The following is a 24,568-nucleotide window of genomic DNA, read 5'->3' as shown; positions in this document are numbered from 1 at the left end:
TACAGAAGGGTGGGGTGAATGGCAGACGAGAAGTCTCGTTGGGAGACTCTGAAATCCAATGCAGAGTCCGGGAATCTCTACTTGGATCCGTCTGTATCGACGAGTTGTCGTGACGCGTGCAATAGGCAGATAACACTGTTCAGTGAGCTGAAACAGAGCCTGAGCTCTCTCTCGTCGGTGTCCGGCTTGGGTCGCTTCAACGCAGCGGACGAGCTGTCCAAGATGCTCGGAATGAAAGCCATTGGCGGGGAACGTGATTTCAATACAGCCTTTGAAGAACACATACAGGTTCTCACACTGATCCGCGACACCATCGAGATCTCGGTGAAGAAGTACCAAGACCAGCAGGTAGCCCAAGCGCAAGCGCTGACTTCACAGGGCGCCAACCTTCCCAATGGTGGTCAATAATGTCATTCTTGGACAATGTGGTCGGCAGGGCGGTCGTCAACTCCATTCCGGGAGGTAGCACATACCTCTCGTTGAAGGACTACGCCGACGGCAGCAAGCCGACCCGTTCGACGGACGAGAGCCCCGATGCGCATATCGCACGGAATCGGTTGGCGGAGTTGAAAAACGAATTCGACGGCGCCTACCAGAAACCGCAGGTCGTCTCGTATGACGAACCGAGTCAGATGTCGGATCTGTACGAGCGGGTCTCCGCGATGTCGATGACCGATGTCAACACGCTGCACACCCGCTGGGAGACCCTGCGTAACAAGCTCGAACAGGGTTTCAAGACCTACGACGCCGAAATCGGGAAAGCGATCGGGGAGAAGTGGACCGGTAACGCGGGAGCCAGCGCCGGTGCGGGCATCAAGGACTACGTCGAGAAGTCGGGAAACCTGCTGGCGTCGGCGCAGATGATGGCCGAGAAGGTGAAGGTGGTCGAGTCGGCGATGCAGATCGCCAAGGATCGGGTTCAGCCGCACGAAGGCTCCACGCTCAGCGGGATCGCGAGCTACATCCCCGGACCCACCTGGAAGATGGACAGCCATAACGCCGATACCGCGAAATCCGAAGGGGCGGAGGTGGTCAAGGGAATCTATTACGAGGCGATCAAGATCGCGGACACCGACGTTCCACTCGTCCCCCAGCCGTACAACCCCTTGGACACCGGCTCGAAGCCTGGCGACGACGACGGCAGCAAGGGCGACACCGAGGGCACGAAGCCGACCACGCAACAGCCCACCACACAACAACCCACCACCGAACAGCCCACGACCGAACAGCCGACCACCGAGACGCCGACGACGGAGGACCCGTCCGACGACGACACCGGGGACGACACCACACCGTCGAGCACGGAGCCTGCGGCGACGACACCGCAGTCCACCGTGCCGACCACGCCGACAGGCACCACCCCCGGGTCGACGACACCGATGGGGACCGGTGGCTCTCCGGGTGGCGGTTCGCCCGGTGCTGGGACACCGGGTTCCGGCGTTCCAGGAGCGGCCGTTCCGGGCACACCGGGTGGCGCCGCTGCGGGAAAGGGCGGTGCCGGTGCGGGAGGCGCGGGTTCCGCCGCTTCGGGCCGCGGGATGTCGGGCATGGGCGGTATGGGTGCCGGTGGCGGGAAGGGCGGGAAGGGCGATGACGAGAAGGAATCCGGGACGAAGGACTATCTGATCAATCAGGAGAACGGTGAAGAACTCACGGGGCTCAGTGAGGATCAGCGGGCCAAGACGGTGCCGCCGGTGATCGGCGCATGAGCCGGGGACAGTGGCAGTTCAGTGCGCTCGGATTCACGGTGCTGTGGCGTGCGGCGGATCGCGATGTGCTCCCCTATCCGCTGCAGACGCAGGCGGACGCGGTGACCGTGGACGACTACGACCGGCTGTGGCAGGACGAGGCCCAGCGGATTCTGCCGATGTTCGACCACTCGCTGGACGCGGCGCTGCAAATTCTGCTCGAGCCGGAAGCGCGATTCGAGCTCGCAGGGTACGGCGACGGGGAGAAGTTGCGGTCGTTCGCGGCGGTGCGAGGGCAGCAGGCGGTGCTGGTGGAACAGCAGCGGGTGCCGCTCGACCACGAGGGCGGTGACATCCGGATGAGCATGCTCGAGCTCGAACAGTTGCCCGACAAGCTCCTTGCCCGGCTGCCGAAGACGGGGGCGGCAGGCGGGGACGTGTTCTCGATGAACAGCAACGACTTCGACGAGGAAGCGGCCTACGATCCGTGGGCGGCCGACCGGCGCACGCCGCAGCAGAAGGCGGATGATTTCTTCGGGCGGCCCCGGTCGACGCTGGTATACGTGGCGGGCTATCCGGGCGCCGCGACGGACAACCGGCCACAACCCGGACAGGGCTTCCATGTGATGGATTTCCCGGATGGGCGCTACCTGGTCACCGAACGAGGCTCTGTGATCGAGGCGCGACCGGGTGATACCGGCGATGCCCGAGGGTCGTTGGTGCGGTTGATGAAATCGGCCATCGCGATCTATCGCGAAGACAACGAGCCCGCCTACCGATAGACACGCATCGACCCCTGCCATGAGTCGCGGCAGGGGTCGATGGTGCTACTGGGCCGGAGTTCGGTGCGCTTGTTCGACGAATTGGTTGGTGTAGGTGGCTTCGAGGTCGATGCGGTCCCGGACGGGGGCCACGTTGCGGGAGTATCGGCCCAGGATACGAAGGACGTTCTGGGCGCCTTCGGGTTTCATCAGGCCGTCGCCGTTGAACATGCCGATCGAGTCGCGAATGGATTTCGCGTAGAGGGCCGGGTCGCTGCCCGCGTATTGGGACGGCATCTTCGCGGCGATCTCATCGGGGTTGTGGATGTCGATCCATCGCAGGGTCTGAACGAAGGCGTTGGCCAGTTTCTGGACGATCTCCGGGTGGGCGGAGACGGTGTCGCACTTCATGTACAGCGAGGAGGCGGGATACAGGCCGCCGAGTGCGGCGCGGGTGCCTTCCTCGTTGCGCATGTCGGTGAGGATCTTCGCATCACCGGACTGGACCATTTTCGCCACGGTGGGGTCGGTGGTCATGCCCGCGTCGATGCCGTCGTGGTTCATGCCCGCGATGAAGGTCTGTCCCGCACCGACTTTCACCCTGGTGTAGTCGGAGGTGCTCAGGCCCTCCTGGCCGGCCAGCGCCTGGGTGAGGAAGTCGGTCGACGAGCCGAGCGAGGTGACGCCGAGGTTGCGGCCGCGGAAGTCGGCGGGCGAGCGGATGGTGTCGGCGTCGGCGGTGGAGACCAGTTCCACTTCGCCTGGCACGTCGGCGAATTGGACCACTGTCTGTAGGCACTGGTCCTTGGCCTGGAGGTCGATGGTGTGGTCGTAGAAGCCGACCACGGCCTGGACGTCACCGGTGAGCAACGCGGTTTCTGCGCTGGCGCCGGACTGTTCGCCGAGCAGCTTCACGTCGATGTCGTTGGCCTCGAACGCGCCGAGCTGCTGGGCGAGCATCGCGGGCAGGTAGATCACCTTCTCCAGACCGCCGACCATGATGGTGATCTGGGGTCTGCCGTCGGCCATCGGGATGGACCGCGAATCGCGGCATCCGGTGGCCAGCAGCAGCGAACTGATCGCGAGCAGAGCCAGGGCGAAGGGCTTGCGGTATCTCATCGTCTACACCCCGTGACCCGACTGCGCCTGCGAGGGACGCCATTTCAGCAGGCGCCCTTCCGCGAAGCCGATGAGCGATTCCGCGATCAGGGCGACCACGGTGATGATGATCATGCCCGCGTAGATACCTGCCGCGTCGAAGGTGCCCTGGGCGTTGGAGATCAGCAGGCCCAAACCTTTACTGGCACCGGCATATTCACCGACGACCGCACCGATCAGCGCGAACCCGAAGGCGGTGTGCAGGCTGGACAGGATCCAGGTCGTGGCGCTGGGCAGCACGATGGAGCCGAGGATCTGCCGCTTACTCGCACCCAGGATGCGGGCGTTGTTGATGACATTGCCGTCGACTTCCCTCGCGCCGGTGAAGGCGTTGAAGAACACGGCGAAGAACACCAGCACCACCACGGTCGCGACCTTGGAACTCAGACCCAAGCCGAACCAGATGATGAACAGCGAGGCCAGCACGATGCGGGGCACGGCGTTGAGCGCCTTGATGAACGGGGCGAGCACGTCGGCCCAGTAGCGGCTGCGACCGAGCAGGGTGCCCAGCACGACGCCGGCGACGGTGCCGATCACGAAACCGAGCACGGCTTCCTGCACAGTCGTGAAGATCTGCAGCCAGATCGACCCGAACTGCGTTCCCTCGGTGAACCATTCGACCAGCCGATCCCAGATCAAGGAGGGCTTGGAGTAGAAGAACGGGTCGATCCAGACGCTGGCGACCAGCTCCCACGAACCCAGCCACAGCACGATCAGCGCGGCCCGCAGGCCCCATACCCGCAGCTTGGACTTGCGATTCTTCGTCTTGACCCTGGCGAGGATCTGTTCCTCGGATTCGGCTTCGACCTCCGGCGCGGTGGCCGCTGTCTTGGTCATCGTCTCAAGCGACACGGGTCGCTCCCTTCGTGCGAGCCGCCTCGACCTGATCGCGCAGCGTTTCCCAGATTTCCCTGTAGAGGTCGCGGAACTCCTCGGTGAGGCGCACCTCTTCGACATTGCGCGGACGTTCGAGGGTGACGCGGAAGTCACCGCAGACGGTCGCGGGGCTCGCGGTCATCACCACGACCCGGTCGGCCAGGGCGATGGCCTCCTCGAGGTCGTGGGTCACGAAGATCACCGCGGCGTCGGTGCCTGCCCACACGCGCAGCAGTTCGTCCTGCATGAGCTGGCGGGTCTGCACATCGAGCGCGCTGAACGGCTCGTCCATGAGCATGATCTCGGGTTCGTTCACCAGGGTCTGGGCCAGCGCGACGCGCTTGCGCATGCCGCCGGAGAGCTGGTGCGGGTAGTAGTCCTCGAACCCGGCCAGCCCGACGATGCGCACCCATTCGGCGGCCTTGGCCTTCGCCTGCGTCTTCGACACGCCACGGAAGCGCGGGCCGAGCGCGACATTGTCGAGCACGCTGCGCCACGGCAGCACGGCATCCTGCTGGAACATGTAGCCGATGCCCTCGGGGATGCCGTCGACATCCTTGCCGCGTACCAGCGTGCGCCCCGCCGAGGTGGGCTCGAGGCCCGACACCAGCGAGAGGGTGGTGGACTTGCCACAGCCGGTCGGACCGACCACCGCGACGAATTCGCCGGGGGCAACGGTGAAGTCGATGTTCTTCACCGCGGTGTGGATGCCACCGTCGGTTCCGGGAAAGCGCTTCGTCGCGCCCCGGAGTTCGATGAGTGGATTGCTCATTGCTGCTCCTGTGTCCGGCGCCGCCTTGGTGTGATGTGCGGCCGCTATCGCACGGTAAGTGTTGTGGGTCACAGGGCGCGCGCTTGTGCGCACAACCTGCGCAAGCGGCGATACGGACGTTGTGCGCATTGTGCTCATGGCCACCGGGGGTGCCTACACTGAGCCGGTGAGGCTGTTCCCCCGTGGTGTCCGGCTACGGACGCAGATCGTGTTGCTGCAGGTCGCGCTGGTGGCGTTGATCCTGGGGCTGGCGTTCGGGGTGTTCGCCTACCTGAGCGATCAGCGGTTGTCGGCCGAGTACGGGCAGCGGGCTCTGGCCATCGCGCGCACCGTCGCCAGTGATCCGGTGGTGCGCCAGGAGGTCGCCCGGTACGCGGCGCTGGAGCCGGGGCCGCTGCTCCGCGCGGAGCTCGCGAGTGGGGAACTGGAGCAGACGGCCGAGGCGGCGCGGCTGCGGACCGGGGCACTGTTCGTGGTGATCACCGATGACGCGGGATTGCGGTTGGCGCATCCGGACCCGGTGCGGCTGGGTGCGCGGGTGAGCACGGATCCCTCGGAGGCATTGGCAGGGCGTGAGGTGGTGATTCGCGAGCACGGCACACTCGGCGACTCGGTGCGGGCGAAAGTGCCGGTGCGCGAACCCGGTTCGGATCGGGTGGTGGGCGAGGTGAGCGTCGGGATCTCTACCGAGGCGGTGAGCGATCAGCTGGTGAGCGACCTGCGCCGGGCCGCCGTCCTGGTGATGGGCGCGCTGTTCGCGGGGATCGCGGGGTCGGTGTTGCTGGCGCGGCGGTGGCACGGGTTGACCCTGGGCCTGCAGCCCGCCGAGCTGGCCGAATTGGTGCGCGAACAGGATGTGGTGCTGCACGGGATCGGCGTGGGGGTGGTCGCGGTCGATGCCAGGTGGCGCACGACGGTGATCAATGACGAGGCGCGCGCCCTACTCGGAATCGACGGGGAGAGTGGACGTTCGGTGGATTCGATCGGTCTCACGCCGCGCGTGCTCGAGGCATTTCGCAGCGCCGACGGGCAGCCGGTGCAGGCGGCGGTCGGTGATCGGATCGTCGTGGTCACCGCCAGGACGGTCACCCGTGAGGGGCGTGCGCTGGGGGCGGTGCTCGATGTGCGCGATCGGACCGATGTGGAGTCGCTGACCCGGCAGCTGGACGCGGTGCGATCGATGAGCACGGTGTTGCGGGCGCAGCGGCACGAGTTCGCCAACAGGTTGCATCTGCTCAGTGGGTTGCTGCACGGCGATCGGCCCAGCGAGGCCGCGAAGTACATCGACGAGCTGCTCGGGTCGGGGCCGCTCGGTGCCGCCATGCCGGGGATCGATGCGGTGCGCGATCCGTATCTGCAAGCGTTTCTCGCCGCCAAGGCCGCTCATGCCAGGGAGAACGGGGTGTCGTTGCGGCTGGGGCCGAGCACCTGGGTGGACGCGAATCTTGTTGCGCCGGTGGATGTGACGACAGTGCTGGGCAATCTGCTCGACAATGCCATCGATGCCGTGCGCGTCGTCGACCCTGCCGCCACGGGGTCGGGCGGGCCCGCCGAGTTCGACGCACGCATCCGCGATGATTCCGTGGCGAACGAGACCGGCGCGCAGGCCCGCGCGCTGGTCGAGGCCGAGTTGGTGCAGGAGGGATCAACGCTGCACATCACCGTCGCCGACAGCGGTCCGGGAATCGGACCGGAACTGGTGGATTCGCTGTTCGCCGACGGGGTTTCGACGAAACACGGTGGCGGGGTGCCCGGAGGTCGCGGGGTGGGGCTGGCGTTGTCGCGGCAGGTCGCGCGGGCGCTCGGTGGCGATGTGTGGTTGGCCTCGGCAGCCTGCGCCGGTGGACAACTGAGCGGGGCGGAGTTCATCGCGCGCCTACCCGGCGTGCTCAACGAGGGAGAAGTGTCGTGAACCGGCCCGACTACACCGTGCTCGTGGTCGATGACGACTTCCGGGTGGCGAACATGCATGCCGGAATCGTCGGCGCGCTACCCGGATTCGCCGTCGGCGCGGTCGTCAACACCGTTGCCGCCGCCCGTCAGGCACTGGCCACGAGCGCCATCGATCTCGCCTTGGTCGACGTCTATCTGCCGGATGGGTCGGGCATCGACCTGGTGCGCGAATTGCACTGCGACGCCATGATGCTCACCGCTGCCACCGAATCGGCCACGGTCCGCGCCGCCTCGGCGGCGGGAGCGCTGGCGTATCTGGTGAAACCGTTCGATCACACCGTCCTCGCCGCCCGCCTGGCCGGCTATGCCCGTTACCGCAGAATCCTCGCCGTCCCCGAGGTGAGCGCACGCGAGGTCGACGCGGCGCTCGACGCGCTGCGGCCCACCCCGGCCACCCCGGACCGGGGCTCTGCCACCGCCTCCCCCACCAAGGAACTCGTACTCCAGGCGGTGCACGGCGCCACTGCCCCGATGTCGGCGGGTGAGGTCGCCACCGCGATCGGAATCTCGCGGGCCACCGCCCAGCGCTACCTCGCCGCCCTCGTCACCACCGGCGATCTACGCATGCAACTCCGCTACGGCACCACCGGCCGCCCCGAACAGGAATACTCCCCGGTCCGCCGCACGCCCTGAGCGACGCGACCCGCGCCGACGACCCGCTGCGTGCCGAGAGACCCGGCGACACAAAATCAGTCGACCCGGCGGTTACCCGGCAACTAGCGTTGATCCTCGCCGTCACACCGTCGTCGAAAGGTCACGCCGTGCTCGAAGCCGAAGCGATCGCCGCCAACCGCGCGAATTGGGACGACCGGGCCGACGTGCACGCGCGCTCGCGGATGTACGACGTCGACGCCTTTCTGGCCGACCCGGACGACATTTCCTCGGTGGTGCGCAACGATCTCGCGGTCCTGGCCCCGCACCTACCGGAATCCGGGATCCGGGGGCGATCCCTGCTGCATCTGCAGTGTCACATCGGGACCGACACCGTGTCCTGGGCGCGGTTGGGCGCGATCGAGGTACACGGACTGGATCTGTCACCGAACTCGCTGCGGCACGCCGCGCGGATCGCCGCGGCCGACGGTCGCGAGATCACCTGGGTCGAAGGCGACGCGCGGTTCGCCTCCTCGCTGCTCGACCGGCGCTTCGACACCATCGTGACCAGCGCGGGAACCATCGTCTGGCTGCCGGAGCTCACCGCGTGGGCGCGGTCGATCCATGACCTGCTCGAGCCGGGCGGGGTGTTCGTGATCCGCGACGACCATCCGATTCTGGGTGCGATGCAGTTCGAACCGTGGGAGATCGACGACGACTATCTCGGCGGTGGCGGTGCTCGCAGCTACTCGGACTCGGGGACCTACACCGAGGAATCCGAGGGGCAGATCGCGCACACCACCAATCACGAGTGGCGCCACGACCTGGGCGAGATCGTCGGAGCGCTGCTCGGAGCCGGGCTCGTCATCGAGGCGCTGACCGAGCTGCCCACGATGGACTGGCCCGCGTTCACCGATCTCGTGCCCTGCGAGCAGGGGTGGACATTACCCGACGGCGCACCGCGCATCCCGTTGAATTTCGCCGTCGTCGCCCGGCGGCCCGGCCACTAGACACCGTCGAGCCGCGCAGTTTCGGGCATCCTCGCCGAGGGCATGCAGGATCGCCCGGGTCTTCTCGTCGCGGGCTGTCACGCCCTGCTCGTACTTCTGCGCGCCGTTGCCGTAGGCGGCGTCGACTTGCTGGACCACCATGCCCATGGCCGACTTGTCCGGTGAGTCGATTGCGGTCCGCCGCGGCGCTGCCCTGGGAGAAGTCGGTGGGCAGCAGCGAGGACGAGGAGGAGGCGAGCACGACATCGTCAGCGGTGGGCGGCGGCCAGCTACTCTCCTGCCGATCGGAATCCCGAGCAGTCCGTTCGGCAGCGAGGGTACGCAACGCCCGAGGTGGACAACGCCCGACACGCGGCGGGCGCTATCCGGCTCTGGTCAGCGTGATTGCAGCCAGCCGCCGATCCGCTGGGCGATGGCGTCGGGGGTGAGGCCGAGTTCTTCGAGGATCTCGTTGCGGGAGGCGTGGTCCAGGAACTGCTGGGGCACACCGAGATCGCGGGTGGGGACGTCCAGGCCCGCGTCGCGCAGGCGGGCGGAGACGGTGGAGCCGATGCCGCCGTGCAAGCCGCCGTCTTCGACGGTGACCACGAGGCGGTAGTTCTCCGCGAGCTTGACCAAGGTGTCCGACACCGGGATGACCCAGCGCGGGTCGACGACGGTGACCGAAATGCCTCGAGGTTCGAGGAGTTCGGCGACCTTCATCGCGGTGTCGGCGAAGGGGCCGACGGCGACGATCAGGACGTCACCGTGCTGGGACTGGGCGGAGCTCGCACCAGGCACGGCCAGTCGCAGCACATCCAGCCCGTCGAGACGTTCGACGGCCGTGATGTCCTCGGCGACACTGCCCTTCGGGAACCGCAGCACGGTCGGTCCGTCGGAGACGGCGAGCGCTTCGGCCAGTTCCTCCCGCAGCGTGGCACCGTCGCGCGGGGCCGCGACCCGGATACCGGGGATGATGCCCAGCAGCGAGAAGTCCCACATGCCGTTGTGGCTGGCGCCGTCGGGGCCGGTGACACCCGCGCGATCCAGCACGACCGTGACGGGCTGCTTCAGCAATGCCACGTCCATCAGGAGCTGGTCGAACGCGCGGTTGAGGAAGGTGGCGTAGATGGCGACCACGGGGTGCATGCCACCCAGCGCCAGACCGGCGGCCGAGGCCATGCCGTGCTGTTCGGCGATGCCGACGTCGAACATGCGCTCGGGGAAGCGTTCACCGAACGCGGCCAGGCCGGTGGGGCCCGGCATGGCGGCGGTGATGGCGACGATGTCGTCGCGGCGCGCACCGTGTTCGATGAGCTCCTCGGAGAACACCGCGGTCCAGCCCTTGGCCTTCTTGCCCGCCAGCGGGCGGCCGGTGAGCGGGTCGATCGGGTCGCAGGCGTGCATCTGGTCGGCGACGTGGTTCTCGGCGTGCTCGTAACCGTTGCCCTTGCGGGTGACCACGTGCACGACGACCGGGCCACCGAAGTCCTTGGCACGCCGCATCGCCGCCTCGAGCGCGACGAGATCGTGGCCGTCGACCGGGCCGACGTACTTCATGCCCAGATCGGAGAACAGTTCCTGCGGGCTCACCGCGTCCTTGATCCCGGCCTTGAGGGCGTGGACCATCGAGTACGCCGAATCACCCACGGCGGGAATGCTTTTCAGGATGCGTTTCCCGGCGTCGAGCGCGTGCTCGTAGGCGGGCTGGGTGCGCAGGGCGGTCAGGCGGTCGGCGAGTCCGCCGATCGTGGGGGCATAGGAACGGCCGTTGTCGTTGACCACCACCACCACCGGGCGATCGGGCGCACCCGCGATGTTGTTGAGCGCCTCCCAGCACATGCCGCCGGTGAGCGCGCCGTCGCCGACGATCGCGACCGGGGTGCGGTCCTGGTCGGTGAGCGCGAACGCCTTCGCGAGGCCGTCGACGTAGGACAGCGCGGCTGACGCGTGTGAGGACTCGACCCAGTCGTGTTCGCTCTCGGCGCGGCTCGGGTAGCCCGACAGACCGTCGCGGCTGCGTAGCGAGTCGAAGCGATCCTTGCGACCGGTGAGGATCTTGTGCACATACGCCTGGTGGCCGGTGTCGAAGATCAACGGATCGGCGGGCGAATCGAAAATCCGGTGTAAGGCGATGGTCAGCTCGACCACCCCGAGATTGGGGCCGAGATGGCCTCCGGTGGCGGCGACCTTCTGCACCAGGAACTCGCGGATCTCGTCCGCCAGTTCCCGCAGCTGCGGCACGCTCAGCCGGCGCAGATCTTCGGGTGAATCCACCCGCGACAGCACTCCCACCTGAACTCGCTCCCTCCGGACTACATTGTGATCAGCCCAGTGTATTTGCCCGCGTGACGGGCACAGGCTCGCGGGCCCTTCCCAGCACGGGCACGGCGAGCTCTACGGTCGCGACGACGATACCGCCGCAGGCCCGGTGAACAGGACGCGCGGGCGGAAATCGGGTTCGACCAAGGCTTACCTCACCGAGTTCTGGGCTGTGAGGACAATCTCCCCCGCGCGTCCAGGACCGGGCCATCGACGCCGCGACCTACAGTGACGCTGTGACTCGACCGCACGGCGCGACGCGCACGATCGACCCTGGTGTGGTGGCGGGCATGCTCGACGAGGTGTACGCGGTCTGTCGCGACGACACCTCCGGCGCACCCGCCGACTACATCCCCGAGCTCGCCGCCGTGGCACCGGATTCGTTCGGACTGTGCCTGGCGACCGCCGACGGACTCGTCTATCAGGTCGGCGACACCGACATCGGGTTCACCATCCAGTCCATCTCCAAGCCGTTCACCTACGCGCTGGCGCTGGCCGATCGCGGACTCGACGAGGTGGCCGAGCACATCGATGTGGAGCCGTCGGGTGAACCGTTCAACGAGATCAGCCTCGAACCCGACACCCAGCGCCCGAGCAATCCGATGATCAACTCCGGGGCCATCACCGCGGCCTCGCTGATCGACGGCCGCGACGCCGCCGACAAGTTCGAGCGGGTCCGTCGCTGCTACTCCCGCTTCGCCGGGCGCGAGTTGACGATGAACGAGGCGGTCTACGAATCCGAAGCCCGCACGGGGTACCGCAATCGGGCGATCGGGTACATGTTGCGCTCGGTCGGCATCATCGACGTCGATCCGGACGACGTGGTCGACCGGTACTTCCGGCAGTGCTCGATCGAGATCACCTGCGCCGATCTGGCGGTGATGGCGGCGACCCTGGCCGACAACGGGGTCAATCCGAAGACACACGAACGGGCGCTGTCGACCTCGCTCACCGAACGGGTGCTCAGCGTGATGACCACCTGCGGCATGTACAACGCCGCCGGTGACTGGGTGACCACGGTCGGGCTGCCCGCCAAGAGCGGGGTCGGCGGCGGGATCATCGCGGTGCTGCCCGGTCAGCTCGGGATCTCGGTGTATTCACCGAGGCTGGACGGGCAGGGCAACAGCGTGCGCGGGGTGGCGGCGTGCCGGGAGCTGTCGCGGCGGCTCGAACTGCACTTCTGTCACGTGACCCGATCGGCGCGCACCGCGATCCGCGCCGACTACTCGGTCGCGCAGCTGCCGTCGCGACTGCGCCGCACCCCCGAGGAGGCCGAGGTGCTGGCCGCCCATGGTGACCGTGCGCGGGTCTACGAGCTGCACGGCGACCTGTTGTTCGCCGGTGCCGAGCGGGCGGTGCGCGCGATCGAGGGCAACGCCGACGAGCTCGACGCGCTGGTGATCGACCTGCGCCGGGTCGGCGAGGTGAGCCAGGTGGCCCGCGGGATGGTCGAGCAGTTGCAGACCGAGCTGGTGCGCCGGGGCAGCCGTGTGGCGCTGGTCGATCCCGATGCCAAGCTCGGTCACGAGGTGTCGAGTCTGGATCCCGACGATCCGCGCGGGCGGGTGTTCGTCGACCGCGACACCGCGACCGAATGGTGTGAGGACATCGTGCTCGACCGGCATCGACCGCCGGGAACGCGCGCCGCCACGTCGATCGACCTCCACGAGCATCCGCTGCTGGTGGGGCTCGCCGCCGCCGACCGGGACCGGCTGTGCGCGGATTTCGTCGCCCGCACCTTCGCCCGCGGCGAGGTGATCGCCGAGCGCGGCGAGCCACGGTCCGGGCTGTATCTGATTCTCGCCGGGCGGGTGCGAGCCACGTTCGCGGGCACCGACGGGCGGGTGCACCGGTTGGTGACGTTGTCGTCGGGGATGTCGTTCGGCGAGATCCCGATGCTGACCGGCGAGAAGTTCGTCAACGACATCGTCGCCGAGACCGGGCTGCGGGTGGCGGTGATGAGCGCGGCCGTGTTCGACGAGCTCGCCGAGCAGCACCCGCAGCTGAAACTCGCCCTGCTGCAACGGCTCGCGGCCGGGGCATACGCGCAGATGGAAGCCACCGTCCGAACCATCTCGGGCAACGCCGAGAACTACTGACCGCCGGGCGGAACTCGGTCCTTACGCGAGACGTTGAGCAGCACAGCAGCCTTCGACCGACAGGAGTACCGCGGTGAGCAAGAAGTCCTGGCAGGCGAGCACGACCACCTTCGGGCGCGGCGTGGTGCGCGCGGTCCCCGACCTGATCCGGTTGACGTTGTCGGTGGAATCGCGCGCCGACACCGTCGCCGGGGCCTACGGGCGGGCCGGCGACCGGGTGAGCGCGGTCGTCGCAGCGCTGCGAACCGCCGGAGTGAGTGACGCGGACATGGCCACCAGTGGCCTGAGCGTGCGCACCGAAACCGTCTACACCGACAACGGGCGCAACGAGATCGCCGGATACCTGGCCTCCACCGGCCTCAGTGTGTCGCTGCGCGAAGGCACCGGCATCGACCCCGCCGAAACGGTCGCCGCCGCGGTGAACGCGGGCGGCGACGATGTCCGCCTCGGCGGCCTCACCCGAGGCATCGCCGACCCGGACCCCCTGCTCGAGCAAGCCCGCGACGCGGCCTACGACGACGCGAAGGCGAAAGCCGAGCAGTACGCGACCCGCGCCGGAGTGAGCCTGGGCGCTGTCCTCCAGATCACCGAGGACACCTCACCTCCGAGCTCCCGCGCCTACGACATCAGCGCGGAAATGGACTCCGCCCCCATGCTGATGGCCCGAGCCAGCTCCCCGGTTCCCGTGGTCCCCGGCGAAACCGAAGTCGGAGCAAGCGTCCGCGTCACCTGGGCCCTCGACTGACGCGGCCGGTCTGCTCCGGCTGGGCGAGCAGCGCTTCGACGGCGCGTTCGGCACTCTGGACGGCGCTTTCCATCGTGGCGCACCAGTCCGTGCGGGTCCAGTCGCCGGCCAGCATCAGGTTCGGGACCGAGGTGCGCTGGTCGGGGCGCAGGTTGTCGGTACCGAGAACCTGGGAAAAGGTCGCCTTCGGCATCTTCACCACATGGCCGGTGACGACCTGAGCCTCGGCGGCTTCCGGGTAGTAGCGGCGGATCAGATCCATTTGCTCGGCGACGATCTCGCTGTTGCTCTTGTGGATCTGCTCGTAGGCGCCGCTGGTGGTCAGGCAGTACAGCCAGGTGCCGTCGGGCGCGCGCCGGTGCATGCGCTGCCGGTCGAAGACCTGATCGATCACTCCGGTGCCGCCGATCAGCGCCTCCATGGCCGACTTGGTTTTCAGCGGCCGGTCCAGATACAGGTTCGTGCTCACGATCGGGGTGAAACCCAGTTTGTCTGCGGCAGCGTATATTTCGGCGTGTTCGGGCAGGTCGTCGAGGAGCCCGCTGATACTCGAGTTCGGGACCGCGCAGATCACCGCATCGGCCTCGACCACCGAGCCGTCCGCCAGCTGCACCCCGGTCGCTTCACCGTCGACGATGACGATCTTGCGGGCCACCGCCCGGTAGCGCACGTCGACCCCGTGACGTTCGAAGACCTTCTCGGCACCGGTGATGTAGAGAGTGTCCAGATCCACGGTGGGGTAGCCGATGGTCACACCCTTCCGGGTCCGCATCCCGATCCGGACCCCGGTGGCCAGCACATCGGCGAACACCTTCGCCGACTCCCTGTCCACCGGTTCCGCGGCGATGCCGAGCGCGAGCCAATCCCACAGGGCTTCCCGCGCTTTCGGCGGCATGGCCAGGCGCCGGAACCACTCGTCGGTGGTGATGTCGGCGAGGTAGGCCGGCTGCCACAGCGCCTGCCGCACCAACGTCAGCGCGGAACGCAGCGCGCGCAGCCGCTCCAGCGGTCCCGCGTCGGGATGCGCACCCATCAGCGTGCGCACGGCTCCGAAACCTTTGGTGTGCAACATGACTGCGCGACCGCCCGGCCAGCGCAGGCTCCCGGCCCCGGGGAACTCCACGTGTTGCAGCGTGCCCACGCTCTCCAGATACCGCCACAGGCTCCGGTACCCACTGGCCACCACGTGCTGGCCGTTGTCGGCGAGGTCGTCCACCTCGGCAACCCCCATCGCCTGCGTGCGGCCGCCGAGCCGACCTCGCCGCTCCAGCAGGGTCACCTGTTCACCGGCTTCCGCCAGCCACACGGCGGCGGCCAGCCCGGCCAGCCCACCCCCGATGACAACGAACCGGCGTGAGTCGTTCACGTCCACCATTGAGACAATGTAGCGCGAACTCTCTCTTTCTATCGGTGGATTCGTCCGGGATCACCGAACACTCAGCGGTCGAGCAGCGCCACGCATTCGACGTGGTGCGTCGCCGGGAAGGCGTCGAAGGCCCGCAGCTCCGACAGGTGGTACCCGGCGTCCAGGTACAACCCCAGATCACGAGCGAAAGCCGCCGGGTCGCAACCGATGTGAACAATCCGGCGCGGATCGGCATCGGCCACAGCGGCGACGACATCCTTGCCTGCCCCCGCCCGCGGCGGATCGAGCACCACGACATCCGGCCTACCGGAAGCACTGCGAACCCACGGCTCGACCCGCTCACTACGCAGTTCCAGCCAGGGCAGATCCCCCAGCGCCGCCACCCCGTCGGCAACCGCCGAACGAGCGGATTCGACCCCGGTCACCGCCCCGGTCTGCCCCACCTGCTCGGCCAGGCGGGCAGCGAACACGCCCACACCGGCGTAGAGGTCCCACCCCGAACCGCCGGGAGCGAGCCCCGACCACTCGGCGATCAGGTCCGAATAGCATTGCGCCGCACCGCGATGCGCCTGCCAGAATCCCGTCGCCGACAATTCCCAGCGACGCCCCGCCACATACTCGACGACGCGACCCGAACCCTCGACCACACACTCCTCACGAGGCGCGTTCATCGCCGACTTCCGCGAAGCCGCCCGGTCCCGGATCGCGCCACGCTCGTCACCCACCGGCGGCGCCGACTCACGACGACGCCCCGGGCGCTGACCGCGACCACGGCTCGCGCCACGCGGTGTCTGCGGGCGGCCGGCGGGACCGGAAGCAGGAGTCTCGGCCAGTTCGACGATATGACGCACACCGTCACCGTCGACCGCGACGACCAGATCGGCGCCCGGGGTCCACAACCGATCCGCGACGCCGTCGAGCGCACCGGCGACAGGCTGCGGGCAGCGCAGATCCGCGATCACCTCGGTGCTGCGGTAACGGTGCACACCGGCGCGCCCCGCTCCGTCCACGACCAACCGGACCCGCGTGCGCCAGCCACCGGTGACCTCACCGGAATCACCGGCGATCGGCTCGACCGTCACCTCGCGCTCGATCTTGGCCAACCGACGCAACTGCTCTTCCACCACTGTGGCCTTGAGCGCGCGCTGCGCCGCGGGCGTCGCGAAGGAGAAGTCACAGCACCCCGCACCGCCCGGCCCGGACACGGGACAGGTCGCGGGCACCCGGTCCGGGGACGCCTCGATGATCTCGACCGCGTCGGCCCGGCAGAACGAACCGCCGCGATCCTCGGTCACCCGCGCCCGCACCAGCTCACCGGGCAGCCCATGTCGCACGAACACGACCCGGCCCTCGTGGCGCCCGACGATGAACCCACCGTGCCCGGGCGCCCCGAGACGCACCTCGAATTCTTGTCCGCTCCAATCACTCACGGCCACACCCACTCTCACCCTCGACCGGCGCGCCGCTCATTCGCGACGTCCTGGTCGTTCGAAACCTCGACGCACCGAACCCGGTGCGTTCACATCGGCTGTCTGCTTGGCCCTGGTGGAGGAACTGAGCTGCCACGGCACACTCGTCACCATCACACCGGGCTCGAACAGCAACCTGCCCTTCAACCGCAGCGCGGACTGGTTGTGCAGCACCTGCTCCCACCAGTGGCCGACCACGTATTCGGGAATGAAGACGGTGACCACGTCGCGCGGGGCGTCCTTGCGCACCCGCTTGACGTACTCGAGCACCGGCTTGGTGATCTCGCGATAGGGCGATTCGATCACCTTCAACGGCACGTTGATCTCGCTGTTCTCCCATTCGCGCACCAGCTTGCGGGTGTCGGCGTCGTCGACGTTGACCGTCACCGCTTCCAGGGTGTCCGGGCGGGTGGCGCGCGCGAAGGCCAGCGCGCGGCGGGTGGGCAGATGCAGCTTGGACACCAGGACCAGCGAGTGGGTGCGGCTGGGCAGCACGCCGTCCCAGTCGGATTCGTCGAGTTCGCGCGAGACCGAATCGTAGTGCTTGTGGATCAGCTTCATCACGACGAAGATCGCCACCATCGTCAGGATCGCGATCCAGGCGCCGGCGAAGAACTTGGTCACCAGCACGATCATCAGCACGGCGCCCGTCGCGGTCAGACCGATCGCGTTGATCACCCGGGAACGCATCATCTGCCTGCGCTGCGCCGGGTCGGTCTCGGTACGCAGCAGGCGCGTCCAGTGCCGCAGCATGCCGGTCTGGCTCAGCACGAACGAGACGAACACACCCACGATGTAGAGCTGGATCAGCTTGGTCACTTCGGCGCCGAAGAACACCACGAACGCGATCGCGGCACCCGAGAGGAACAGGATGCCGTTGGAGAACGCGAGCCGGTCGCCGCGGGTGTGCAGCTGACGGGGCAGGTAGCGGTCCTGGGCCAGGATCGAACCGAGCACGGGGAAACCGTTGAACGCGGTGTTGGCGGCCAGCACCAGGATCAGGGCGGTGACGATGGTGATGAAGAAGAAGCCGATCGGGAAACCGTGGAACACCGCTTCGGCGATCTGCGCGATCAGGGTCTTCTGGTGATAATCGGCGGGCGCGCCGACCAGGTGCGCGGGGTCGTGCGCGTACACGACGCGGATCTTCTGGGCCAGGATGATGATGCCCATCAGCAGCACGATCGCGATGGAACCCAGCAGCAGCAGGGTGGTCGCGGCATTGCGCGACTTGGGTTTACGGAACGCGGGCACGCCGTTGCTGATGGCTTCGACACCGGTCAGCGCCGCACAGCCGGAGGAGAAGGCGCGCGCGATCAGGAAGGCGAAGGCCAAGCCGTAGAGGTGCTCGTCTTCGGCGTTGAGCCCGAAACCGGCGGACTCGGCCTGGATATCGTCGCCGAGCACGTAGGTACGGAACAGGCCCCAGGCCAGCATCACAACCATGCCGACGATGAACGCGTAGGTCGGAATCGCGAACGCCGTACCGGATTCGCGCACGCCGCGCAGGTTGATCGCGGTCAGGATCGCGATCGCCACCACCGCGAACAACACCTTGTGTGTGGCCACGAACGGAATGGCGGACCCGATGTTCGACGCCGCCGAGGAGATCGACACCGCGACGGTGAGCACGTAGTCGACCAGCAGCGCGCTGCCGACCGTCAGACCGGCGTTGGGTCCGATGTTCTTGGTCGCGACCTCGTAGTCACCACCGCCCGACGGGTAGGCGTGCACGTTCTGCCGGTAGCTGGCAACGACCACCGCCATCACCAGGGCTACGGCAAGCCCGACCCACGGCGCGTACACGTAGGCCGAGATGCCCGCCGCCGACAGCACCAGGAAGATTTCCTCCGGGGCATACGCGACCGACGACATCGCGTCGGAGGCGAAGACCGGAAGAGCGATACGCTTGGGCAACAACGTGTGGCCGAGCGAATCGCTACGGAACGGCCTGCCCAGCAGCACACGCTTGGCTGCCGTCGTCAACTTGGACACCGGGCTGAGCATAGAGGAGTTCACCAGCACCTTCGCGCGCACGTTGATCGGCGTCACGGCGATGTCCGGATTGTTTGCCCCGCGTCGGCGCGGGGAAAATGGGCGATGGGAGCATCCGGCGGGTACGGTCCTTGCCGGACGCCACGGGTAGGCAAGGAACGAGGGTGCACGGTGTACGTAGTGATCATGGGGTGCGGGCGTGTCGGCTCGTCACTGGCGCGTGCGCTGACCCGGGTGGGTCACGAGGTCACGGTCATCGACCGGGATCCCACCGCCTTCCGCCGCCTCGGTGAGGGCTTCACCGGGCAGGAAGTGATCGGCGTCGGCTTCGACCGTGAGGTGCTGACCCGCGCCGGGATCGAGCGCGCCGACGCCTTCGCTGCGGTGAGCTCCGGTGACAACTCCAACATCATCTCGGCACGAGTGGCCAGAGAGATGTTCGGCGTCGAACGTGTCGTCGCTCGCATCTACGACGCCAAGCGCGCCGAGGTGTACGAACGACTCGGCATCCCGACCATCGCCACCGTGCCGTGGACCACCGACCGGTTCCTGCGCACCCTCATCGGTGACAACTCGACCACCACCTGGCGCGATCCCACCGGCGCGGTCGCGGTGACCCAGCTGACCCTGCACGAGGACTGGTCCGGTCGCACGGTGCGCGATCTGGAACGCGACTTGCAGGTGCGGGTGGCGTTCATCCTGCGCTTCGGCCAGGGCCTGCTGCCCGAATCCAAGACGATCGTCCAGGCCGACGACGTCGTCTATGTCGCGGCCACGTCCGGCACGGTCGGCGAGGCGATCGCCCTGGCCGCCAAGGCCCCACTGAGCGAGGACTGAACACATGAAGGTCGCCATCGCCGGAGCGGGCGCGGTCGGGCGCTCGATCGCCAGGGAACTCCTACGCGGCGGACATCGGGTGATGCTGCTCGAACGCCAGCTCGACCACATCGATCCCGCCGCGATCCCCGACGCCGTCTGGGTGCACGCCGACGCCTGCGAGCTGTCGCTGCTGGAGAACGCCGATCTCGAGACCTACGAGGTGGTGATCGCGGCCACCGGCGACGACAAGGCGAATCTGGTGCACGCCCTGCTCGCCAAGACCGAGTTCGGGGTGCGCCGGGTGGTGGCGCGGGTCAACGATCCGCGCAACGAATGGCTGTTCAACGAGTCGTGGGGCGTCGACGTGGCAGTGTCGACGCCGCGGCTGCTCGCCTCGCTGGTCGAGGAGGCCGTGTCGGTGGGTGATCTGGTGCGGCTGATGACGCTGCGGCAAGGGCAGGCCAATCTGGTCGAGATCACCCTGCCCGCCGACACCCAGCTGGCCGGAAAGCCGGTGCGGACCTTGAAGATGCCGCGCGATACCGCGCTGGTGACGATCCTGCGTGGTGGCCGGGTCATCGTGCCGCAACCCGACGATCCGTTCGAGGGTGACGACGAACTGCTGTTCGTCACCTCGGTGGAGGCCGAAGAGGATCTGCGGCTCACCCTGGCGACGCACGGCGTGCGGCCGTAAGTCCTTACGCCACTTTCAGTTCCGCGCGCAGCTTGTTGAGCGCGCGGTGCTGCATCACCCGGACCACGCCCGGGCTGGTGCCGATGGCCTCGGCGGTCTGGGCCGCGCTCCAGCCGAGCACGATGCGCATGTGCAGCACTTCACGGTGATTCGGCGCGAGCACCTTCATCAGTTCGAGGGTGGCGGCGCGGCGCTCGTAGGCCAGCACCCATTCCTCCGGACCCGCCGAGGTGCTGGCACTGTCGGGCAGCTCGGCCGTGGGGTAAGCGGTGTGCTTGCCGCGACGGAACGCGTCGGAGACCTTGTTGGCGGCGATGCCGTAGACGAAGGCCAGGAACGACTTGCCCTGATCGCGGTAGCGCGGGATGGCGGTGACGGTGGCGATCAGGACTTCCTGGGTGACATCGTCGGCGGTGACGGTGAGGTGCCCGGTGGTGCCCATGCGGGCCGAGCAGTACCGGCGGACCACCGGGTGCACCAGGCGCAGGATCTCGGCGACGGCGGCGCGATCACCGGCGGCCGCCGGGCCGATCAGCGCGTCGAGTTCGGCGCCGAGGCGCTTGCTCTCCGACAGCACGGGCGCCGGGGTCTTGGCGGCGTCGCGGCGTGCTGTGGTGGCCGGTCGCTCATTTCGGTGCTCGGTTGCCATCATGGTCGCCGGTCCTCTCACGATCATCGCGTTTTCCTACGCATTGATCGTGCGACGAACAGCCGGTCGCGACCAGATACCCCAGGGTGGGTACTTCCCCACCTCCGGCGGCGCGCTGCCCACCCTTACGCGGGCACGGATTCCGTTCCGGCGCCGGGCTTGTCGGCTTTCTCGGCGGGCAGGTGCCCGGCGCGGCGCACCGCCCACACGGTGACCACCAGGGCGACCGCGGTGAGCGGCCAGCCCATGCCGATCCGCGCCACGGCCAGCCAGGTGGTGTGGTCGGTGTCGTAGAGCTGCGACTGCACCAGATAGCGGGCGCCGAACACGACCACCCAGACCGCGGTGGCCAGGTCGTAGAGCTTGCGAATGCGCTTGTCGGTCCGCCAGCGGTGACCGTGCCCGTTGAGCGCGCCCCAGATCACCCCGACCAGCGGTCTGCGCAGCAGGATCGACACCGCGAACACGCCCGCGTACACCAGGCTGGTGTAGATGCCGAACAGGAAGAAGCCCTTGGCCTCCCCCACTCGCTGGGCGATGAGCGCGCACAGGCCGACGCCGAGGAAGCCCGAGACGGCAGGCTGGATGGGGCTGCGCTGCACCAGCCGCCAGATCAGGATGGCGGCGGCGACGCCGAGAGCGGCCCAGATGGCCACGGTGAGGCCCGCGAAGGTGTTCACCGGGACGAAAACCAGAACCGGGAGGGTGGAATAGATCAGGCCGCTGAAACCGCCGAGCTGCTCGAGCAAGGTTTGTTCGGCCTTGTCGACCTCGGTGTCGATCTCCGGGTCCACCGTTTCATCGGTGACCACGGGCAACGCCACGGTGGCTTCGGGGTCCGCGGCAGTGCGGTACTCGTCGCTGGAGGGCATACGTCAGCTGTTCCCGCGCAATTCGTAGTAGGGGTTGAAGATCACCTTGCGGCCGTCGCGGTCGCCGACGCGACCACGGACCAGAATGCGCCTGCCCGGTTCGATACCGGGAATGCGCCTGCGCCCGATCCACACCAGGGTGATGGCATCGGTGCCGTCGAAGAACTCGGCCTGCACGGTGGCACCGGCCGCCTTGGGACACGCCTCGACACTGCGGAGTCTGCCCAGAATCGTCGCCTCTTCGCCACGACAGCAATCCTTGGCCCGCCGGGCACCGGAGGCATCGACCGTCTCGGCCAATTCCTCGGCGTCGAGCTGGTCGATATCGGCGGTGAGACGACGACCGAGTCGGCGAAAATATCCCGAGTCCGGACCCGATCCCGACTTGTGTCCGCCCGTGGATGACGACATGTCACGCTTCTCCCGCTAGTTGGCCGTACACCGCCACTGTAGATGGGCAAACGCCCGGCCGCTACGCTCGGTCGGTGTTGCGCACCCCACCCCAGGTCACCGTGGTCGCCCTGCCGGGGACCGGCTCCGACGCCGATTTCGCGGCCCGCGCGTTCGGGCCTGCCGCCCTCGCGTACGGACTCGCCTTCCACGCCGTCGAACCGGACCCGCAGGCCGTGATCGGGAGCTGTACCGCGGCTTTGGACGCTGCCGCGGCGCGCGGTCCGGTCCTGGCCGCGGGCATCTCCCTCGGCGCCGCGATCGCACTCGACTGGGCAGCCGAGCACCGGACCGCGGTAGTCGGTGTCATCACAGCATTACCCGCCTGGACGGGTGCCGAAACCGCCGCGTGCCCAGCCGCATTGAGCGCCGCGGTTACCGCCGAGCAACTGCGAGCCGACGGCCTGGAGGCGGTGATCGAGCGGATGCGCGCCTCGAGTCCGGTCTGGTTGGCCGACGCACTGACCCAGTCCTGGCGCGGGCAGTGGCCGCATCTGCCCGCAGCGCTGGACGAGGCCGCAGCGTACGCGTGGCCGTCGCTGGACGACTTGGCGGGCAACGACGTGCCGGTCGCGGTGGTCGGCGCCGAGGACGACCCGGTCCACCCGATCGCTGTCGCCGAGGAATGGGCGGCAACATTGCCGTCAGCCCGACTACACCGGGTGACACTCGCCGAGCTGGGCGCCGACCCGGCGGTACTCGGGCATGCCGGGTTCGCAGAGTTGGGCAAGTTACTACCAGCGACCCCCAGGCAACGAAACATCCTGCAGGACAACTGATTTCGCGAGTACAGGGCTAACTCGCCAGGTATCCCCGACATCAGACCCACCCCGAGCCACCGGCCCGTTCACCAGCCGAACCACCTCCCCACGACCGGCGAAAGCCGCGGAGAGGCGGAGGAGCCCAACTCAGTTCAGGCCGAGTTGCTGCATGGCCGAACCATCCGCGCCTCGACGCGGCTCGTCCGGCAGTTTCGGCGGGAGGGCCGAGGGCGGCGGAGCGGCCGCGGCGGCCGCCTGGGCCTCGAGCGCGTCCTGCTGGGCCTGGACCTGCTGCTGATGGGCGGCGGCCAGCTGTTCGGCCAGTTCCTGGGGCAGGACCACCGGGAGCGGGTCGCGCACGGGCAGGGGTTCGGTGCCGCGGCGGACCACGGCGTCGGCCAGGACCGCGCGGGCAGCGGTGATCAGCGGGCTGCGATCGTCGACGGCGCCCTTGGGGCCGGCGGCGACCAGCCGGATCATCCAGCGAGGACCGTCGACACCGATGAAACGCAGATCGGCGCCCTCGGTGATCGCCTTGACCTCGCGGCCCCACGGGCCCTTCTCGACAGCCACGCTCGCACCGTCACCGCGCAGCGACTCCGCCAGATCCGCGGCGACCGTGCGCCACTGACCCGCCGACTTCGGCGCGGCGTAGGCGGCGACCGTGAGCCTGCCGTGCTCGGTGGCCAGGTGCACCGCCTGTGGGGTGCCGTCGGGACTCATCTCCACCTGCAACTGCCCGCCCTGGGGCACCGGGATGAGCACCGAGCCGAGATCGAGGCGACGCGAGATGGCCTCGTCGGAGACCTCACTGATGTCGTAGGGGCCCGCGGCGGCATCGGGGGCATGGTCGAAATTGCCGTAGATGCGCTCATCGGTGGGAGCGTCGTCGAAGTCGAGGCGCGCGAAGTCGGGGCGCTGGAACTCGTCGGTGTCGTACTCGTCGGAGTCCGCGTCCAGGTCGTAGTCCGCCTCGTCGTACTCGACGTCGTCGTATTCGACGTAGTCGTCGGCAGCGTCGTCACGCGCGCGCTTCTTCTTTCCGAACAGACCCATCACGCCTCCTTGCCGGCCAGGCTGGCATGCCCGCCGCTCGACCCGTACCCGCCGGTGCCACGGGCGGTGTCGTCGAGATCGTCGACCTCGGCGAAGTCGACCAACTCGACCCGCTGCACCAGCAACTGCGCGATGCGGTCGCCGCGACGCAGCTCGATGGCGGTGCGTGGGTCGTGGTTGATCAGGCACACCTTGATCTCACCGCGGTAGCCCGCGTCGACCGTGCCGGGCGTGTTGACCACCGACAGACCGGCCTTCGCCGCCAAGCCGGACCGGGGGTGGATCAAGCCGACCGTGCCCATCGGCAACGCGATCGCGATCCCGGTGCCGACCAGCACCCGTTCGCCCGGTTCGATGATCACATCCTCGGTGGTACAGAGGTCGACGCCCGCGTCACCCGGGTGGGCACGCGTCGGCACAGGGATGCCGGGATCGAGCCGCCGCAGCGGAATCGGTGCAAGTGCGTTCACATCGGTCGAGACT

Annotated in this window: 23 protein-coding genes; 11 read left to right on the top strand and 12 right to left on the bottom strand. The window is 68.0% G+C overall.

Annotation, left to right across the window (positions count from 1 at the left end; genetic code table 11):
- The first annotated feature begins 18 nt into the window (after positions 1-18).
- Genes ACFTS5_RS02040 through ACFTS5_RS02030 form a run of 3 tightly spaced genes read left to right on the top strand, consistent with a single transcriptional unit; the run spans position 19 to position 2,470 of the window.
- A complete protein-coding gene (locus tag ACFTS5_RS02040; RefSeq protein WP_378626716.1) occupies positions 19-408 on the top strand; it encodes a hypothetical protein in 390 nt (129 codons plus the stop codon).
- Complete coding sequence (locus ACFTS5_RS02035; RefSeq protein WP_378626715.1) at positions 408-1,709, top strand: hypothetical protein; 1,302 nt, start codon at positions 408-410, stop codon at positions 1,707-1,709. Before ACFTS5_RS02040 ends, ACFTS5_RS02035 begins: the two co-directional genes overlap by 1 nt.
- Positions 1,706-2,470 carry an ESX secretion-associated protein EspG gene (locus ACFTS5_RS02030; RefSeq protein ID WP_378626713.1) on the top strand — a complete coding sequence of 255 codons (765 nt, stop codon included), beginning with the start codon at positions 1,706-1,708 and terminating at the stop codon, positions 2,468-2,470. Before ACFTS5_RS02035 ends, ACFTS5_RS02030 begins: the two co-directional genes overlap by 4 nt.
- Positions 2,471-2,515: 45 nt before the next feature.
- Here the strand turns inward: ACFTS5_RS02030 and ACFTS5_RS02025 are convergent, their stop codons facing one another.
- From ACFTS5_RS02025 to ACFTS5_RS02015, 3 genes are read right to left on the bottom strand one after another with little or no spacing between them, the layout of a single operon-like run.
- Positions 2,516-3,568: an ABC transporter substrate-binding protein gene (locus ACFTS5_RS02025; RefSeq protein ID WP_378626712.1), complete on the bottom strand. Its 1,053-nt coding sequence runs from the start codon at positions 3,566-3,568 to the stop codon at positions 2,516-2,518.
- A 3-nt stretch (positions 3,569-3,571) separates the two neighbouring features.
- Entirely contained in the window at positions 3,572-4,459 is an 888-nt protein-coding gene (locus ACFTS5_RS02020) for an ABC transporter permease (protein WP_378626710.1), read from the bottom strand.
- The gene (locus ACFTS5_RS02015; protein ID WP_378626708.1) at positions 4,449-5,255 is read right to left on the bottom strand and encodes an ABC transporter ATP-binding protein; all 807 of its coding nucleotides are present in this window, start codon (positions 5,253-5,255) and stop codon (positions 4,449-4,451) included. Before ACFTS5_RS02015 ends, ACFTS5_RS02020 begins: the two co-directional genes overlap by 11 nt.
- Before the next feature lie 136 nt (positions 5,256-5,391).
- Here ACFTS5_RS02015 and ACFTS5_RS02010 point away from each other — a divergent pair, with 136 nt between their 5' ends.
- From ACFTS5_RS02010 to ACFTS5_RS02000, 3 genes are all read left to right on the top strand, one after another.
- Complete coding sequence (locus ACFTS5_RS02010) at positions 5,392-7,167, top strand: ATP-binding protein (protein ID WP_378626707.1); 1,776 nt, start codon at positions 5,392-5,394, stop codon at positions 7,165-7,167.
- Positions 7,164-7,841, top strand: a complete 678-nt coding sequence (locus tag ACFTS5_RS02005) for a response regulator (protein WP_378626706.1) — start codon at positions 7,164-7,166, stop codon at positions 7,839-7,841. Before ACFTS5_RS02010 ends, ACFTS5_RS02005 begins: the two co-directional genes overlap by 4 nt.
- A 128-nt stretch (positions 7,842-7,969) precedes the next feature.
- A complete protein-coding gene (locus ACFTS5_RS02000; RefSeq protein WP_378626704.1) occupies positions 7,970-8,809 on the top strand; it encodes a class I SAM-dependent methyltransferase in 840 nt (279 codons plus the stop codon).
- Between the two features lie 375 nt (positions 8,810-9,184).
- Here the strand turns inward: ACFTS5_RS02000 and dxs are convergent, their stop codons facing one another.
- On the bottom strand, positions 9,185-11,083 hold the full coding sequence (dxs, locus tag ACFTS5_RS01995; RefSeq protein WP_378626702.1) for a 1-deoxy-D-xylulose-5-phosphate synthase: 1,899 nt from the start codon (positions 11,081-11,083) through the stop codon (positions 9,185-9,187).
- A 317-nt stretch (positions 11,084-11,400) separates the two neighbouring features.
- On the opposite strand from dxs, the gene glsA reads away from it, so the two are divergent.
- Together glsA and ACFTS5_RS01985 are read left to right on the top strand one after the other, a co-directional pair.
- Positions 11,401-13,209, top strand: coding sequence for a glutaminase A (glsA, locus tag ACFTS5_RS01990; protein WP_378628283.1), 1,809 nt, complete (start codon positions 11,401-11,403; stop codon positions 13,207-13,209).
- Positions 13,210-13,282: 73 nt separating this feature from the next.
- Positions 13,283-13,954 carry an SIMPL domain-containing protein gene (locus ACFTS5_RS01985; RefSeq protein WP_378626700.1) on the top strand — a complete coding sequence of 224 codons (672 nt, stop codon included), beginning with the start codon at positions 13,283-13,285 and terminating at the stop codon, positions 13,952-13,954.
- On the opposite strand, the gene hpnE is transcribed toward ACFTS5_RS01985, so the two are convergent.
- The 3 genes from hpnE to ACFTS5_RS01970 form a co-directional block, all read right to left on the bottom strand.
- Positions 13,935-15,329 carry a hydroxysqualene dehydroxylase HpnE gene (gene hpnE / locus ACFTS5_RS01980; protein WP_378626699.1) on the bottom strand — a complete coding sequence of 465 codons (1,395 nt, stop codon included), beginning with the start codon at positions 15,327-15,329 and terminating at the stop codon, positions 13,935-13,937. The genes ACFTS5_RS01985 and hpnE overlap by 20 nt on opposite strands.
- 62 nt (positions 15,330-15,391) lie before the next feature.
- A complete protein-coding gene (locus ACFTS5_RS01975) occupies positions 15,392-16,750 on the bottom strand; it encodes a class I SAM-dependent RNA methyltransferase (RefSeq protein ID WP_378626698.1) in 1,359 nt (452 codons plus the stop codon).
- Between the two features lie 36 nt (positions 16,751-16,786).
- Positions 16,787-18,784, bottom strand: coding sequence for an APC family permease (locus ACFTS5_RS01970; protein ID WP_378626697.1), 1,998 nt, complete (start codon positions 18,782-18,784; stop codon positions 16,787-16,789).
- A gap of 171 nt (positions 18,785-18,955) precedes the next feature.
- Here ACFTS5_RS01970 and ACFTS5_RS01965 point away from each other — a divergent pair, with 171 nt between their 5' ends.
- Together ACFTS5_RS01965 and ACFTS5_RS01960 are read left to right on the top strand one after the other, a co-directional pair.
- On the top strand, positions 18,956-19,621 hold the full coding sequence (locus tag ACFTS5_RS01965; RefSeq protein ID WP_056811222.1) for a TrkA family potassium uptake protein: 666 nt from the start codon (positions 18,956-18,958) through the stop codon (positions 19,619-19,621).
- Between the two features lie 4 nt (positions 19,622-19,625).
- Positions 19,626-20,297, top strand: a complete 672-nt coding sequence (locus ACFTS5_RS01960) for a TrkA family potassium uptake protein (protein WP_067458738.1) — start codon at positions 19,626-19,628, stop codon at positions 20,295-20,297.
- 4 nt (positions 20,298-20,301) lie between these two features.
- On the opposite strand, the gene shbA is transcribed toward ACFTS5_RS01960, so the two are convergent.
- The 3 genes from shbA to ACFTS5_RS01945 form a co-directional block, all read right to left on the bottom strand.
- On the bottom strand, positions 20,302-20,973 hold the full coding sequence (gene shbA / locus ACFTS5_RS01955) for an RNA polymerase sigma factor ShbA (protein WP_378626696.1): 672 nt from the start codon (positions 20,971-20,973) through the stop codon (positions 20,302-20,304).
- A 98-nt stretch (positions 20,974-21,071) separates the two neighbouring features.
- Positions 21,072-21,818 (bottom strand): DUF3159 domain-containing protein, encoded by a 747-nt coding sequence (locus ACFTS5_RS01950; protein ID WP_378626695.1) that lies wholly within the window; start codon positions 21,816-21,818, stop codon positions 21,072-21,074.
- Positions 21,819-21,821: 3 nt separating this feature from the next.
- Positions 21,822-22,229: an OB-fold nucleic acid binding domain-containing protein gene (locus ACFTS5_RS01945; RefSeq protein ID WP_101466671.1), complete on the bottom strand. Its 408-nt coding sequence runs from the start codon at positions 22,227-22,229 to the stop codon at positions 21,822-21,824.
- 74 nt (positions 22,230-22,303) lie between these two features.
- Between ACFTS5_RS01945 and ACFTS5_RS01940 the strand changes: the two genes are divergently transcribed.
- Positions 22,304-23,047, top strand: coding sequence for an alpha/beta fold hydrolase (locus ACFTS5_RS01940; protein ID WP_378626693.1), 744 nt, complete (start codon positions 22,304-22,306; stop codon positions 23,045-23,047).
- Between the two features lie 129 nt (positions 23,048-23,176).
- Here the strand turns inward: ACFTS5_RS01940 and ACFTS5_RS01935 are convergent, their stop codons facing one another.
- Positions 23,177-24,085, bottom strand: coding sequence for a DUF3710 domain-containing protein (locus ACFTS5_RS01935; protein ID WP_378626692.1), 909 nt, complete (start codon positions 24,083-24,085; stop codon positions 23,177-23,179).
- Complete coding sequence (gene dut / locus ACFTS5_RS01930; RefSeq protein WP_266290988.1) at positions 24,085-24,555, bottom strand: dUTP diphosphatase; 471 nt, start codon at positions 24,553-24,555, stop codon at positions 24,085-24,087. Before dut ends, ACFTS5_RS01935 begins: the two co-directional genes overlap by 1 nt.
- Positions 24,556-24,568: the final 13 nt, after the last annotated feature.

Source organism: Nocardia sp. NPDC056952 (assembly GCF_042674185.1).
GTDB lineage: Bacteria > Actinomycetota > Actinomycetes > Mycobacteriales > Mycobacteriaceae > Nocardia.
The sequence above is the reverse complement of the archived record's forward strand: the minus strand, read 5'-3'. Positions and strand labels throughout refer to the sequence as shown.